Here is a 14,971-nt window from a genome sequence, read left to right as displayed (position 1 = left end):
CTCACCAAAGGTTACTTGGAGGTGCTGTAGTCGCGCTTCTCCTTGATCTTCGCGGCCTTGCCGCGGAGCGCACGCATGTAGTACAGCTTGGCACGACGAACGTCACCCTTCGTCACGACCTCGATCTTCTCGATGATCGGGGAGTGAACCGGGAACGTGCGCTCGACACCCACACCGAAGGAAACCTTGCGGACGGTGAAGGTCTCGCGGACGCCGTGGCCCTGACGGCCAACAACGAAGCCCTGGAAGACCTGAACGCGGGAGTTCTTGCCTTCGATGATGTTGACGTGCACCTTGATGGTGTCGCCGGGCGCGAAGGTGGGGATGTCGGAGCGCAGGGAGGCGGCGTCGACAGCGTCGAGATGATGCATGATGCTTCTCCTGGCGACTGCCACAGGTCAATCGCTTCAGTCGCGGACCCGAGGGCCCGTGCTCTCACCCGCCGACCGGATGGCCCGGAGACGGGACGCCCCAGCCGTTGGCCGGCTCCCCTGTGGCAGAGTCCGAACCCGGCGGGCGCAACGCTCCATTTTGCCATGGGCTGCCCTCGACGCGCGAATCGCCCGCGTGCCACCGCGTCCCTGCCCGTCAGGCGCGGACCAGATGCCCGCCGTCGTCCACGCCGTACCCGAGTTCCCGCAGGACCTCACGCTCGCCGCCGCTGAATTGGGAAGCGTCCGCGCCGTCCAACAGCTCGGGCCGGCGCGCGGCGGTGCGTCGCAGCTGCTGCTCCCGACGCCACTTGGCGATCCGCCCGTGGTTGCCGCTCAGGAGAACCTCTGGAACGTCGAGTCCGCGCCATGACGAAGGCTTCGTGTACACCGGATATTCGAGGAGTCCATCCGAGTGCGACTCCTCCACGAGCGATTCCGGGTTCCCCACGACGCCGGGGATCAGCCGAGCGATCGCTTCGACCATGGCCATGACGGCCACCTCTCCCCCATTCAGAACATAGTCTCCGAGGCTGACCGGCCGTACTTCGAACCGCTCACGCGCCCAGTCCAGCACGCGCTCATCGATGCCTTCGTAGCGGCCGCATGCGAAGGCCAGCGTGGGCTCGTTGGCGAGTTCGTGCGCGAGCGCCTGGGTGAAGACCTCGCCGGCCGGCGAGGGCACGATGAGGACAGGCCGCTCGCCAAGAGTGGTGCGCTCCGTCTGGCGATCGGAGCCACGCCGCTCCGAATGCGCCGTGAAGACGGCTTCGAGGGCGAGCGCCCAAGGCTCGGGCTTCATGACCATGCCCGCCCCGCCGCCGTAGGGAGTGTCGTCTACCGTGCGATGCCGGTCGAACGTGAATTCGCGGAGATCGTGCACCTCGAGCTCGAGGATGCCGTCTTCCTGCGCGCGGCCGAGCAGGGAAAGGCGGAGCGGCGCCAGATATTCCGGGAAGATGCTGACGACGTCGATGCGCATCTAGGCGCCCTTCCCGCCGTCGTCCTCGGCCCCGGGAACGCCTTCAGCCGCCTCTTTCGGCTCGGCATTGAGCTCGAACAGGCCTGCCGGAGGGACGACGACGACGAAGCCGCCTTCGGGGTCGACTTCCGGCACGATCTCCTCGACGAAGGGGACGAGAACCTCGCCCTGTGGAGTTTCAATCACGAGCAGGTCTTGAGCTGGCATCACCTGCAGCGCTGACACGGTTCCCACGCGCTCGCCATCAACGCGCACCTCGAGCCCCACGAGCTCGTGCTCGTACCAGCCCTCGTCGTCCTCGTCCTCGACCTCATCGGTGTCGATGGAGAGGGTGGCACCGCGCAGTTCTTCGGCCCTGCTGCGGTCTGCGACTTCCTCGAACCCGAGCACGAGGATGTCCTTGTTCCAGCGCGCAGACCGCACGGTAAGTGAGCGCACGGCGAGCGGACTCTGGGCGGCGGGATCGACGTCGAACACTGCGCCCCCCACGAAGCGGTCCTCGGGCGAGTCCGTCAGGACCTGCACCGTCACCTCGCCCCGGATCCCGTGGGGCTTTCCGATGCGCGCGACCCGAACCTGCATGTCTTCCTCTCCTCGTCCTGACGTTGATGCGCAGATCTTGCGCAGAAAAAGCCCCGGCCCCTCAGCCGTCTCGTACGGGCGGAGGGGCCGGAGCCTTTCAGATATTGATGCCGGAGGCCAGGGCCTAGCGGCGACGGTCGGTGTCGACGACGTCGACCCGAACCGAGTCGCCCTCGGCGAGGGCGCCGACGACCGTGCGCAGCGCACGGGCGGTCCGGCCCTGTCGGCCGATCACCCGGCCCAGGTCATCCTGATGGACGCGGACCTCGAGCACATCGCCGCGGCGGCTGTTCTTCGCCTCCACGATGACATCGTCGGGATTGTCCACGATTCCACGGACGAGGTGCTCGAGCGCGTCGGCCAGCAAGTTACTCAGCCTCGGTCGTCTCGGCCGGAGCCTCGTCGGCAGTCTTCGAAGCCTTCGGCGCCTCCGGACGGATCACCGAATCCTTCTCGGGAGCCACGAAGGCCTCTTTGGCCTTGGGGGCCTTGAGGGTGCCCTCCTGGCCCGGAAGGCCCTTGAACTTCTGCCAGTCGCCGGTCACCTTGAGGAGGGCGAGAACCTGCTCGGTCGGCTGGGCGCCGACAGAGAGCCAGTACTGCGCGCGCTCCGAGTTGACCTCGATGAACGAAGGCTCCTCGATCGGGTGGTACTTGCCGATCTCCTCGATTGCACGGCCATCACGCTTGGTGCGTGAGTCCGCAACGACGATGCGGTAGAACGGCTGGCGCATCTTGCCGAAGCGCTTGAGGCGAATCTTAACGGCCACGGTTGTGGTCACTCCTGTTTCTGGAAAAGGGCGAACTCGCGCTTTCTGCTCCCGTGGGGCGGGCCATACTCGGGCAGGTTCTGGTTGACACGACGCACGCGGAGAGAGGGGCCACGCCAGTCGGGTACCCCACTATTGTGCCAGACAGCTGGACCTTTTCGCGATTCGGGCAACCGCGATCCGCCTCAAGCGCCAGCCCAGACGAAGAGCTCCTGCTGACCGGAGTCGTCGACGTCGGCTGCGAGCTTGGCGAGCTGCTCGACGTAGCCGTAGGCCTCCTGCGCGTCGAACGGCAGGTCCTCCTGGTCAACCCATGCGGCCGCGACGCGTTCGACGGCGTTGCCCTCGCCTTCGTCCGATTCGTAGGCGAGCAGGTCAGCGAGCGCGCGGACCATCGCGGCCGGGACAGCGAGGAGGGTATCGCTCGCGACATCGACCATGGTGAGCTCGTAGTCGGCACCGGCGGCATGCACGGCGGCACCGACGAGGGTGCCGAGTTGTTCGATCTCATAGTCGGAGACGCCGGGGATGCGGACTCCCTCGCCATCAACGTCGGCGGCGGATCCGGAGTCAAGGTCGGCGGCGCGGCGAACGGCGTCGGTGTGGGTCGATACGAAGACTTCGGCGAACGGGTTGGGAGCTGACACAGTATCCCCCTCGATCGGACAGCCGCTGGGCCGGACCCCCGGCGGAACGGGCTGTGGGACGGGCAACGTGCCCGCGGAGACCGCGGACACGTTGAGCGTAACGCAGGAGGGGTCACGCTGCCACGGATGCCATGCGGATGCGATTGCGCCACGGATCCTCGAAGCGAAGCTCCAGCCCGGTGTGCTGCGTCGCCACTTTCGCCGTCTTGAGACGGTCCGCCGCAGCGAGGAGGTCGTCGCTGTCGGGAACCTGGATGAGGACTTCCCCGAGCCCCAGTGTGTCTTTGCGCGGACCCGCGCCGCGGCTGTTCCAGACGTTCATGGCCATGTGGTGGTGGTACTTGCCTGCCGAGACGAAGAGCGCCTGGCCATGCCATCCCGCCGTCTGCTCGAAGCCCAGGGTCTGCACGTAGAACCGGTGGGCCGTCGCCACGTCCCCAACCTGGAGATGGACGTGACCGACTCCGGCTGCAGCCTCGCTCTGCCCGGCCACGGCCTGCTCTGTCAGGTTGGACTGAAGGAAGCCTTGGGGCGGAAGTGGGAGGCTGTCCATGACGACCTGGTCGCCGTGCCACTCCCACGTTCCGCGCGGCTTGTCGAAATAGAGCTCGACGCCGTTGCCCTCGGGATCGGTGAAGTAGAAAGCTTCGGAGACCAGATGGTCGGCGCTGCCCGCGAAGAGACGCGGGTCATACTGCGCGGCGGTCGCGACCGTAGCCGCCAGATCCGAACGATTGTCGAAGAGGATCGCCGTATGGAACAGTCCGGCTTCGCCTCGTCCGGGGATCTGGAGCCCCGCCGCGGGGCTCAGGTGGATGATCGGGACGCCTTTGCGGCCGAGGTACACGCCTCCGAGGGATTCCGTGAGGGGCACGAGCCCGAGGGCGCGCTGGTAGTAGTCGAGCATGAGGCTCATGTCCCCGACCTTGAGCATGACGGTGCCCATGCTGAGATCGGCTGGAAGGAGATCCTGGCTCGGCGTGGAGAGGCTGGACGGCAGGCTCATTGTTGACTCCTCAGGTTGGCTACTGGTTCAAGGGTACTTTTAGTTGAACCTTCAATCAAGAACGGCTATTCCCGCGCGGATGACGAAGCCGTCCGTGCCTCTTCCTCGCCGATCTGCTAGCGTGCGTGACTGTCCACACGGGTGCCCTCGCAGGGGCTGAGATCAGGCTGACGCGGCCTGCGACCGTCGAACCTGTCCGGGTCATGCCGGCGTAGGAAGTGAGAGCTCCTTTGGAAAAAACTGTCAGCACCTCTGCAATCAGCACCACCTCTGCTACAACGGAGCAGCACCCAGCCCATTCCCTCGCGTTCGTCGAGGAGAGCGAGCACGGGCTCCGCGTGCCAGTTACCGAGATCGCGCTGGACGACTCCCCCAACGGCTCCCCCAACCCGCCGTTGCGCGTGTACCGAACCGCCGGCCCAGGGAGCGATCCCGTCGTCGGGCTTCCGGCCTACCGGGCCGCCTGGATCGAGGAACGGGATGACACCGAGGCCTACGAGGGCAGGGAACGCAACCTGCTCGACGACGGCCGCTCGGCGCTGCGGCGCGGGGCAGCCTCGTCGGAGTGGAAGGGCGCACGGCCTGTTCCGAGGCGAGCCAAGAGCGGGGGGCGTGTGACCCAGATGCACTACGCACGTCAGGGAATCACGACGCCCGAGATGCGCTATGTGGCCCTCCGCGAGAACTGCGATGCCGAACTGGTACGCAGCGAAGTCGCCTCCGGCCGCGCCATCATCCCGAGCAACATCAACCACCCGGAGTCGGAGCCGATGATCATCGGCAAGGCCTTCCTTGTGAAGATCAACGCGAACATCGGCAATTCGGCCGTGACCTCGTCGATCGCCGAGGAGGTCGACAAGCTCCAGTGGGCCACCAAATGGGGCGCCGACACCGTGATGGACCTCTCGACGGGTGACGACATCCACACGACCCGCGAGTGGATCATCCGCAACTCCCCCGTGCCGATCGGCACCGTGCCGATCTATCAGGCGCTCGAGAAAGTCAACGGGGACGCATCGGCCCTCACGTGGGAAGTCTTCCGGGACACCGTCATTGAGCAGTGCGAGCAGGGCGTCGACTACATGACGATCCATGCGGGCGTCCTGTTGCGCTACGTTCCCCTCACGGCCAACCGCGTCACCGGCATCGTCTCGCGCGGCGGGTCGATCATGGCCGGCTGGTGTCTCGCCCACCACGAGGAGAACTTCCTCTACACCCACTTCGACGAGCTCTGCGAGATCTTCGCCCAGTACGACGTCGCCTTCTCCCTCGGCGACGGCCTGCGCCCCGGTTCGACAGCGGATGCGAACGACGCCGCGCAGTTCGCCGAGCTGGACACGCTCGCCGAGCTCACGAAGCGAGCGTGGAAGTACGACGTCCAGGTCATGGTCGAGGGGCCGGGCCACATCCCGTTCCACCTGGTTCGCGAGAACGTCGAGCGCCAGCAGGAGCTGTGCGACGGAGCCCCGTTCTACACGCTGGGTCCGCTGGTCACCGACGTGGCCCCGGGCTACGACCACATCACGTCGGCGATCGGTGCAACCGAGATCGCGCGCTATGGGACGGCGATGCTGTGCTATGTGACCCCCAAGGAGCACTTGGGGCTGCCGAACAAGGACGATGTCAAGACCGGCGTCATCACCTACAAGATCGCAGCCCACGCGGCCGACCTCGCGAAGGGGCATCCCGGCGCGAACGAGCGTGACGATGCCCTCTCCAAGGCGCGCTTCGAATTCCGCTGGAAGGACCAGTTCTCGCTCTCGCTCGACCCTGCCACGGCCGAGGCATTCCACGATGAGACCCTGCCGGCTGAACCTGCGAAGACGGCCCACTTCTGCTCGATGTGCGGCCCGAAGTTCTGCTCGATGCGCATCTCGCAGGACATTCGGGACGAGTTCGGCTCCAAGGAGGCGCAGGAGGCCATCGCCGAAGAGGGGATGAAGCAGAAGAGCGCCGAGTTCCTCGCCCAAGGCGGGAAGGTCTACCTCCCGGAGACCATCTCCGTCGGTTCGCCGGACTAGCGGCGCCGGGGCAGGCCCAGGACAACGAAGGGGTCTACAACGCATTGCGCCGTCAGCTCTGCTGGGTTCACACCCCCGCGGAGCTGACGGCGCAAGTTCCGCTGTTTACTTCCCCAGGAACTTGTCGAAGCCCTTGGGCAGGTTGAGCGACGCCGGATCGAAGTCCTCGGAGGCCTGCTGGCCGAAGGAGGAACCCGCCTTGACCGCGTTCGACGCGCCGGCAGCGCGGCGCTGCTCGGCCTCGCGGAGCTGCTGAGCAGCCTTCGCGGGGTTCCCCGAGCGGGCCTTCTTCTTGTTGTTCTTGCCGCCGGGCTTGCGGGAGCCGCCGCCCATGCCCGGCATGCCGGGCATTCCGGGAATTCCCCCGCCTGCGGCCATACGGCGCATCATCTTCTGCGCCTGCCCGAAGCGCTCGAGCAGGCCGTTGACCTCGGAGACATGCACGCCCGAACCCCGAGCAATGCGCGCACGGCGCGAACCGTTGATGATCTTCGGTGCTACGCGCTCATGCGGGGTCATCGAACGGACGATGGCCTCGACACGGTCAATCTCACGCTCGTCGAACTGCTCGAGCTGCTGCCGGAACTGGGCCGCGCCCGGCATCATCCCGAGCAGCTTCTTCATCGAGCCCATCTTGCGGATCTGCTGCATCTGGGTCAGGAAGTCCTCAAGCGTGAAGTCCTCCTGGTCGGCGAACTTCTTCGCCATCCGGGCTGCCTCGTCCCGGTCCCAGTTCTTCTCGGCCTGCTCGATGAGCGTCATGACGTCGCCCATGTCGAGGATGCGCGAGGCCATGCGGTCGGGGTGGAAGAGCTCGAAGTCGTCGAGGCCCTCGCCGGTCGACGCGAACATCACCGGACGGCCCGTGACCGACGCGACGGAGAGGGCAGCACCACCGCGCGCGTCGCCGTCGAGCTTCGTCAGGACGACGCCGGTGAAGTCGACACCCTCCTCGAACGCCTTCGCGGTGTTGACGGCGTCCTGGCCGATCATCGCGTCGATGACGAACAGGACCTCGTCCGGGTTGACCGCGGCCCTGATGTCCGCGGCCTGCTGCATGAGCTCTGCGTCGATGCCGAGGCGTCCAGCCGTGTCGACGATCACGACATCATTCAGCTTCTGGCGCGCTTCCTCGACGCCCCCGCGGGCGACGCCCACGGGATCGCCGGTTGCCGCCTCGAACTCGGATTGCACACCAGGATGCGGGGCGTAGACCGGAACACCTGCGCGATTGCCGACGACCTGCAGCTGCGTGACCGCGTTGGGGCGCTGGAGGTCGGCCGCGACGAGGATGGGCGAGTGTCCCTGGCCCTTGAGCCACTTCGCGAGCTTGCCGGCCAGCGTCGTCTTGCCCGCGCCCTGGAGGCCGGCGAGCATGATGACCGTCGGAGGATTCTTCGCGAGGCGGATGCGCCGGGTCTCGCCGCCGAGGATCGCCACGAGCTCGTCGTTGACGATCTTGACGACCTGCTGGCTCGGGTTGAGCGCGGCGGCGACCTCGGCGCCCAGCGCGCGCTCGCGCACTCTGGCGGCAAAATCGCGTACGACGGGAACGGCGACGTCGGCGTCGAGCAGGGCACGCCGGATCTCGCGGACGGTAGCGTCGACGTCGGCTTCGCTCAGGCGGCCTTTGCCGCGGAGGTTCTTGAACGTCGCAGTCAGACGGTCCGAGAGGGAGTTGAACACGTGACGGAGTCGCTTTCAGTCCTGTGAGTTGCCCGCCAATCGACGGATCTGTCAATGACAAGGGTATCAACGGCAAGTACGCGGTGGCATGCTGGGCACCGTGACGACCCAGACTGCAGAAGAAAAGAACAGCCCATCGACCGCGCCGTCGACCGCGGAGCGCAACTGGTCACCCGACCCCGTGCGGAGCCTCCTCATTCTCGGAGCCTCCGGAGACCTCACGGGACGCCTGCTCTTCCCGGGCCTCGCCCGACTCCTTGCAACCGGCCGCCACGCTGGACTCTCGGTGACCGGCGCCGGCGCTGAGGACTGGTCCGAGGACCAATGGTCCGAACGTGTGCACGAGGCTACGGAGGACGCGCTCCCCGATGCGACGCCCGAGGGCCGTGAGGAGCTCGACCGAGTCCGCAGGGAATCCCGCTACGAGCAGCTCGACGTCACCGCGCCCGGCGAACTCGCGCGAGCCCTGGGCAAACTCGAGGCCCCTGTCGCGGTCTACTTCGCCCTCCCACCGCACATTACCGAGAAGGCCTGCGACGCGCTCGCGCCGGGTGACCTGCCGCCCGGAACGCGCTTTGTCCTCGAGAAGCCCTTCGGAACTTCGGAGGCCTCGGCCGCTGCCCTCAACGAGACTCTTCGTGCACTGCTTCCCGAGCAGCAGATCCACCGGGTCGACCACTTCCTGGGCAAGGGAACGGTCCTGAACATCCTGGGCCTGCGCTTCGCGAACAACTTCCTCGAGCCGGTGTGGAACCGCGACCACATCGAGAAGGTCGAGGTCTTCTTCGACGAGGACCTCGCGCTCGAGGGCCGCGCGGGGTACTACGACCGCGCCGGGGCCCTGCGGGACATGATCCAGAGCCACCTTCTGCATGTCATGGCGATCCTTGCCATGGACGCGCCGGCGAAGCTCAACGAACGCGATCTGCGCGACCAGATCAGTGCTGTCCTCCGTGCCGCGCGAATCGAGGAGCCCTTCACCGAGACCACCCGCCGGGCCCGGTACACGGCCGGGAGGATCGGTGACCGCCAGGTCCCCGACTACACGGAGGAGCCCGGCGTCGACCCGTCGCGGGGCACCGAGACCCTCGCCGAGGTCACGGTGACGCTCGCGAGCTGGCGCTGGGCCGGCGTCCCGTTCATCCTGCGCTCAGGCAAGGCCATCGGCATGAAGCGCAAAGAGGCAGTCATCACCTTCAAGCCCGTACCCCACCTGCCCGAGGGGTTCGTCGGCGTCGACGAACCGAACCGGCTGCGCATCGGATTCGGCCCCGACGTGCTCCAGCTCGACGTCGACGTCAACGGCCCGGGCGACATCCTGAGCCTCAACCGCGTCACCCTCAACGCCGAGCTCCACGCGACCGACCTCTTGCCCTACGGCGAGGTCCTCGACGGCGTCCTCAATGGGGACCCGCTCCTCTCCGTCAGAGGCGACACCGCGGAGAGCTGCTGGCGGGTGGTTGAACCCGTGCTCAATGCCTGGGCCGCGGGCAAGGTGCCGATGGACACGTACCCTGCCGGTTCGCTCGGCCCGTCGGATTGGGCCACATCGTCGCCCACCGAGGACGGGACAGGCAACGGCCTCCAAGGTCCGGAGAACGCGGGCGACGCCTGAGCGTCGAAACGGCGTCCAACCCTCAGATCGCCGCTGTCCCCCGCTCGCCCGTCCGCACGCGGACGACTTCGTCGAGCTGGATGACCCAGACCTTCCCGTCGCCGGCTCGGCCGGTGTTCGCCGTCGTGATCAGGATGTCGAGGATGTCCTCGGACTGATCCTCGGCGGCGAGCACCTCGACGCGCACCTTGGGGAGAAGGTCGACGCTGTACTCCGCTCCACGGTAAACCTGCGTGTAGCCCCTCTGGCGCCCGTAGCCGTTCGCTCGGCTCACGGTGAGCCCCTGGACCCCGTAGGATTCGAGCCCCTCCCTGATCGCATCGAGCTTCTCGGGGCGGACGATTGCGGTGATGAGCTTCACGCGCCCGCCTCCCCGCCGCTGCCGCTCTTGACGAGCTCACGCTGGTGATGTCCCGGAAGAAGCTCGTCGTCGTCGAACTCGAGGCCGTCGGGGACCGGACCGGGCCGGCCGAGGGGGTGGAAGCCGCCAGCCGAGGAGGAGCCGGAGTGGTAAGCCGTCTCGGCGTGGATCGCGAGGTCGACGCCGACCTCCTCGACGTCCTTCGAGACGCGGAAGCCCATGACTGCTTTGATGGCATAGCCGAGCGCGAGCGAGACGAGGAAGGAGTAGCCGAGCACCGAGAACGTTCCGAGTGCCTGCCTGCCCAAGAGGTCGAAGCCGCCGCCGTAGAAGAGGCCCTTGCCCCCCACGGGCGCACCCGGGCTCGCGGCGAGGCCGATGAAGAGCGTCCCGACGATGCCGCCGACCAGATGGACGCCGACGACGTCGAGGGAGTCGTCGTACCCGAAGCGGTACTTGAGCCCCACGGCGAGCGCACTGACGGCGCCGGCCGTCGCGCCGAGCACGATCGACCACAGCGGCGAAAGCGAGGCACAGGAGGGGGTGATGGCAACGAGGCCGGCAATCGCGCCGGAGGCTGCGCCGAACGAAGTGGCGTGGCCGTCGCGAAGCTTCTCGACCAGGAGCCAACTCAGGACCGCGGCGCACGGCGCCACGAGGGTGTTGATCCACACGTAGCCGGCCGTGCCGTTGGCGGCGAGCGCCGAACCCGCGTTGAAGCCGAACCAGCCGAACCACAGCAGGCCGCAGCCGAGCATGACGAGCGGGAGGTTGTGCGGGCGGTGATTCGGGTCCTTGCCGAACCCGATGCGCTTGCCCAGCACGATCGCGAGTGCGAGGCCCGCGGCGCCCGCGTTGACCTCGACCGCCGTGCCGCCCGCGAAGTCGATGAGGCCGATGTGGTTGAGCCACCCGCCGATGAAGGTCCCAGCCGAGTCCCTCGAACCGTCGAAGACCCAGTGCGCGACCGGAAAGTAGACGAGCACCCCCCACAGTGCGGCGAAGACCATCCACGACCCGAACTTGGCGCGATCGGCGATGGCGCCGGAGACGAGTGCGACCGTGACGGTCGCGAACACTCCCTCGAAGCCGACGAAGACAATTTCGGGAATCGTCCCGACGAGCGGCATGTCCTTGCCGGTCGAGAGGAGCCCGTGGAGTCCGAAGAATTGGAAGGGGTTGCCGAACAGGCCGGCAAACGCGTCGTTGCCGAACGAGATCGAATAGCCGACGACGACCCAGAGGACGCCGATCACCGCTAGCGCGCCGAAGCTCATCATCATCATGTTGAGCATCGACTTCACCCGCGTCATGCCGCCGTAGAAGATCGCGAGACCAGGGGACATGAGCAGAACCAGGGCTGCCGAAACGAGAACCCAGGCTGTGTCGCCAGCATTCATGAGTCGTGGGGCCTTCCGGAGGGGGACGTTCGCCGGGCCCCTCACCATCGCTTCGAAGCGGTGGACGGTGGGGCCACGCGAACTAGATTCCCCCGGCGGTGTTTCGGACTTTCACCGTCCGTGTTGCCCGAAAGTTACAAGATTGCCACTCACGTTAAGAGAGGGTCACGTGCGTGTTTCCGCAATGTTTCCCCCGCGAGATTCCGGGGCTCTTGAGGAGATTGGCAAGCGGACGACGGCGGGTGCCTCCCGCCGTCGTCCGCTTGCCTTCCGGCACCGCTCGCGTTGGCTGCCTTCTCAGATCGCGGCGGCCCCGCGCTCGCCGGTCCGAACCCGAATGGCCTCGTGGACGTCGACGGTCCAGACCTTGCCGTCGCCGGCCCGGCCGGTGTTCGCGGTTGTGATGATCACGTCGAGGATGTCATCCGTCTGCTCGTCCGTCGCGAGGACCTCGATCCGTGCCTTCGGGAGAAGGTCCACGCTGTACTCGGCGCCGCGGTACACCTCGGTGTAGCCACGCTGCTGGCCGTAGCCACTCGCTGAGCTCACGGTCAGGCCCTGGACTCCGTACGATTCGAGGCCCTCCCGGATGGAGTCGAGCTTCTCGGGCCGGACGATCGCGGTGATGAGCTTCATGAGGAGACCTTCCCTGCCTTCGTCGATGGGGTGAGCAGATCGTCGGCGTTGAACCGGGAGATCTCCTCGCTCGCCGCCTTGCCGCCGAGCGGGTGGAAGCCGTTCCCGCCCGAGGCCGCCGACGAGTAGGCCGTCTCCGCGTGGATCGCGATGTCGATGCCAGCCTCTTCGGCCTCGGTCGTGACGCGGAATCCGATGGTGGCCTTGATGGCGAGCCCGATGAGGAGCGAGACGACGAACGAGTAGCCGAGGACGGTGAAGGCGCCGAGGGCCTGCTTGCCGAGGAGGTCGAAGCCGCCCCCGTAGAAGAGGCCGGTGCCCGCGGAAGGTGCGCCCGGGCTCGCGGCGAGGCCGATGAAGAGCGTTCCGACGATGCCGCCGACCATGTGGACGCCCACCACGTCCAGCGAGTCGTCGTAGCCGAAGCGGTACTTGAGCCCTACGGCGAGGGCGCAGACGGCACCGGCAAGGACACCGAGGATGATCGCCCAGAGAGGCGAGACCGCCGCACACGCCGGGGTGATGGCAACAAGACCCGCGACGGCGCCCGAGGCGGCGCCGAGCGACGTTGCGTGGCCGTCGCGGATCTTCTCCACGATGAGCCAGCCGAGCGTCGCGGCGCACGGAGCGACGAGCGTGTTGATCCAGGCGAAGGCGGCTGTGCCGTTGGCGGCGAGGGCCGAGCCGGCATTGAAGCCGAACCAGCCGAACCACAGGAGGCCCGCACCGAGCATCACGAACGGGAGGTTGTGCGGGCGATGGTTCGGGTCCTTGCCGAAGCCGTTGCGCTTGCCCAAGACGAGCGCGAGGGCGAGGCCTGCGGCGCCGGCGTTGATGTGAACAGCGGTACCGCCCGCGAAGTCGATCACGCCGAGCTGGTTGAGCCAGCCGCCGATGAAGTTTCCGCTCGCATCCTTGTTCGCATCGAAGACCCAGTGCGCGACCGGGAAATAGACGAGGACCGAGAAGAGCGCCGCGAAGACCATCCACGAACCGAACTTCGCGCGGTCGGCGATGGAACCGGAGATGAGCGCGACGGTGATGATCGCGAAGACGGCCTGGAAGCCGACGAACGCGAGTTCCGGGATCGTGCCCGTGAGGGGCATGTCCTTGCCTGTCGAGAGGACGCCGTGGAGGCCGAACTTGGCAAGGTTGCCGACCAAGCCGCCGAACGCGTCGGTGCCGAACGACATCGAGTAGCCGAACAGCACCCACAGCACGCCCACGAGGGCGATGGCGCCGAAGCTCATCATCATCATGTTGAGCACGGACTTGGCGCGGGTCATGCCTCCGTAGAAGAACGCAAGCCCGGGGGTCATCAGCAGCACGAGCGCTGCTGAGGCGAGTACCCAGGCGGTGTCGCCAGCATTCATGGTGAGTTGCCTTTCGAGGGGTGGAACGGGGGGCGCCTGGCCCGCTTCCGCCGCTGCCCCGGCGGTCTAACGGACCACTGAGAAAAGACTGACGCCGCGGTGTTTCATCTGCGCGCGGCCAAAATTGCTCTGCCGTTACAACTTCCGCTTGGGTGTTAAGCCCTCGTCACCAGCTCGTTTCCGCCGCGTTACGTAATCTTGTGCCATGCCCCGACCAGCTTTCCGGGTCCCGCTCCCGGCTCCCCTCCGCCCCACGGGGAGGGCCGAGAAGACGCCCCGCGCGCCGATTCCGCGCGACGTCTGGGTGCTCGTCGTCGCAGCCTTTGCCATCGCGATCGGCTTCGGCCTCGTCTCTCCTGTGCTCCCCCAGTTCGCCGCGAGCTTCGGCGTGGGGGCGACGGCGGCGTCGATCATCGTGAGCGCGTTCGCCCTCACGCGCCTCGTCCTCGCGCCCACGGCGGGGAGCTTCGTGAACCGCCTCGGCGAGCGGCCCGTCTACGTCATCGGCGTCCTCACGGTTGCGGTCTTCACGGGGGCCTGCGCCTTCGCAGGGAGCTATTGGCAGCTCCTCCTGTTCCGGGGTCTCGCCGGCCTCGGCTCGACGATGTTCACGATCTCTTCGTCGGGTCTCATCGTCCGGCTCGCCCCGCCTGAGGCCCGGGGGCGGGTCAGTGGGCTCTACGCATCCTCGTTCTTGCTCGGCAGCATCGCGGGACCGCTCGTCGGCGGCCTGCTCGCCGGGTTCGGGCTCCGCGTCCCGTTCCTCGTCTACGCGGGGACGCTCGTCGTGGCCGCCTCGATCGTGGGCATTCTGCTGGGCCGGGGACCGGGCGCGGTTGCTCGCACAGCGCTCCCTCCCCTCCGCCTCGCCGAAGCCCTCGAGCTGGCGCCGTACCGTGCCGCGCTCGTCTCCAATTTCGCGAACGGATGGGCGACGCTCGGCATCCGGATGGCCCTCGTCCCGTTGTTCGCAGCGCAGGCTCTCCGTGCCGCGCCCGCCGCCGCCGGGCTCGCGCTCGCACTTTTCGCCTTGGGAACGGCTGGCGCCCTCACCTTCTCAGGACGGCTCGCCGATACATGGGGGCGGCGGCCCTTGGCGCTTTCGGGGCTTGCAACCGCGGCCGCCGCAACCGGCGTCATGGGGCTGAGCCCGGACGAACCCATCCTGTTCGCGCTCTCCGCCATCGCAGGCTTTGGCTCGGGGCTCCTCAGCCCGGCGCTCCAGGCGACCGTGGCAGACACGATCGGCCGTGAGCGGAGCGGTGGTGCCCCACTCGCGGTCTTCCAGATGGTCTCGGACGTCGGAAGCATCGTGGGCCCGCTGCTCGCGGGCCTCCTCGCCGACCACGTCGGCTACGTCTGGGCGTTCGCGGCCTCAGGCACCTGCCTGCTGTTGGCCATGCCGGCTTGGGCGGGACGACGACGGCGGGCGCCCGCCTGAGCGAGCACCCGCCGCAGCTG

At 67.3% G+C, this 14,971-nt stretch carries 15 protein-coding genes and 1 riboswitch; of the genes, 3 read left to right on the top strand and 12 right to left on the bottom strand.

Annotated elements, in window-relative coordinates; translation table 11 throughout:
* Positions 1 to 11 precede the first annotated feature (11 nt).
* From rplS to L0M17_RS08065, 7 genes are all read right to left on the bottom strand, one after another.
* Positions 12 to 371, bottom strand: coding sequence for a 50S ribosomal protein L19 (gene rplS / locus L0M17_RS08095; protein ID WP_241053421.1), 360 nt, complete (start codon positions 369 to 371; stop codon positions 12 to 14).
* A gap of 217 nt (positions 372 to 588) precedes the next feature.
* Positions 589 to 1,413: a tRNA (guanosine(37)-N1)-methyltransferase TrmD gene (trmD, locus tag L0M17_RS08090; RefSeq protein WP_241053420.1), complete on the bottom strand. Its 825-nt coding sequence runs from the start codon at positions 1,411 to 1,413 to the stop codon at positions 589 to 591.
* Positions 1,414 to 1,995, bottom strand: a complete 582-nt coding sequence (rimM, locus tag L0M17_RS08085) for a ribosome maturation factor RimM (protein ID WP_241053419.1) — start codon at positions 1,993 to 1,995, stop codon at positions 1,414 to 1,416.
* 124 nt (positions 1,996 to 2,119) lie between these two features.
* Complete coding sequence (locus L0M17_RS08080; protein WP_241053417.1) at positions 2,120 to 2,362, bottom strand: RNA-binding protein; 243 nt, start codon at positions 2,360 to 2,362, stop codon at positions 2,120 to 2,122.
* 1 nt (position 2,363) lies between these two features.
* A complete protein-coding gene (rpsP, locus tag L0M17_RS08075) occupies positions 2,364 to 2,765 on the bottom strand; it encodes a 30S ribosomal protein S16 (protein WP_241053416.1) in 402 nt (133 codons plus the stop codon).
* Between the two features lie 185 nt (positions 2,766 to 2,950).
* Positions 2,951 to 3,412 carry a hypothetical protein gene (locus L0M17_RS08070; protein ID WP_241053415.1) on the bottom strand — a complete coding sequence of 154 codons (462 nt, stop codon included), beginning with the start codon at positions 3,410 to 3,412 and terminating at the stop codon, positions 2,951 to 2,953.
* Positions 3,413 to 3,524: 112 nt separating this feature from the next.
* On the bottom strand, positions 3,525 to 4,418 hold the full coding sequence (locus L0M17_RS08065; protein ID WP_241053414.1) for a VOC family protein: 894 nt from the start codon (positions 4,416 to 4,418) through the stop codon (positions 3,525 to 3,527).
* A 127-nt stretch (positions 4,419 to 4,545) separates the two neighbouring features.
* Positions 4,546 to 4,653: riboswitch (TPP riboswitch) on the top strand.
* 22 nt (positions 4,654 to 4,675) lie between these two features.
* On the opposite strand from L0M17_RS08065, the gene thiC reads away from it, so the two are divergent.
* Complete coding sequence (gene thiC, locus L0M17_RS08060; RefSeq protein WP_241056362.1) at positions 4,676 to 6,439, top strand: phosphomethylpyrimidine synthase ThiC; 1,764 nt, start codon at positions 4,676 to 4,678, stop codon at positions 6,437 to 6,439.
* Between the two features lie 105 nt (positions 6,440 to 6,544).
* Here thiC and ffh read toward each other — a convergent pair whose 3' ends face one another.
* Positions 6,545 to 8,125 (bottom strand): signal recognition particle protein, encoded by a 1,581-nt coding sequence (ffh, locus tag L0M17_RS08055; protein WP_241053413.1) that lies wholly within the window; start codon positions 8,123 to 8,125, stop codon positions 6,545 to 6,547.
* A gap of 181 nt (positions 8,126 to 8,306) precedes the next feature.
* Between ffh and L0M17_RS08050 the strand changes: the two genes are divergently transcribed.
* Positions 8,307 to 9,740: a glucose-6-phosphate dehydrogenase gene (locus L0M17_RS08050; protein WP_241056361.1), complete on the top strand. Its 1,434-nt coding sequence runs from the start codon at positions 8,307 to 8,309 to the stop codon at positions 9,738 to 9,740.
* Positions 9,741 to 9,762: 22 nt separating this feature from the next.
* Here L0M17_RS08050 and L0M17_RS08045 read toward each other — a convergent pair whose 3' ends face one another.
* The 4 genes from L0M17_RS08045 to L0M17_RS08030 form a co-directional block, all read right to left on the bottom strand.
* On the bottom strand, positions 9,763 to 10,101 hold the full coding sequence (locus L0M17_RS08045) for a P-II family nitrogen regulator (RefSeq protein ID WP_241053411.1): 339 nt from the start codon (positions 10,099 to 10,101) through the stop codon (positions 9,763 to 9,765).
* Positions 10,098 to 11,501, bottom strand: a complete 1,404-nt coding sequence (locus L0M17_RS08040; protein ID WP_241053409.1) for an ammonium transporter — start codon at positions 11,499 to 11,501, stop codon at positions 10,098 to 10,100. The genes L0M17_RS08045 and L0M17_RS08040 overlap by 4 nt, the downstream gene beginning before the upstream one ends.
* Positions 11,502 to 11,798: 297 nt before the next feature.
* Complete coding sequence (locus tag L0M17_RS08035; RefSeq protein ID WP_241053407.1) at positions 11,799 to 12,137, bottom strand: P-II family nitrogen regulator; 339 nt, start codon at positions 12,135 to 12,137, stop codon at positions 11,799 to 11,801.
* Positions 12,134 to 13,510, bottom strand: coding sequence for an ammonium transporter (locus L0M17_RS08030; RefSeq protein WP_241053406.1), 1,377 nt, complete (start codon positions 13,508 to 13,510; stop codon positions 12,134 to 12,136). The genes L0M17_RS08035 and L0M17_RS08030 overlap by 4 nt, the downstream gene beginning before the upstream one ends.
* 205 nt (positions 13,511 to 13,715) lie before the next feature.
* On the opposite strand from L0M17_RS08030, the gene L0M17_RS08025 reads away from it, so the two are divergent.
* Positions 13,716 to 14,951, top strand: coding sequence for an MFS transporter (locus L0M17_RS08025; protein WP_241053404.1), 1,236 nt, complete (start codon positions 13,716 to 13,718; stop codon positions 14,949 to 14,951).
* The last annotated feature ends 20 nt before the right edge of the window (positions 14,952 to 14,971 follow it).

The organism is Sinomonas terrae, from assembly GCF_022539255.1.
In the GTDB taxonomy this organism is placed as follows: Bacteria; Actinomycetota; Actinomycetes; order Actinomycetales; family Micrococcaceae; genus Sinomonas; species Sinomonas terrae.
Note: the sequence above shows the minus strand (reverse complement) of the source record. Positions and strands in the feature narration are given on the sequence as shown.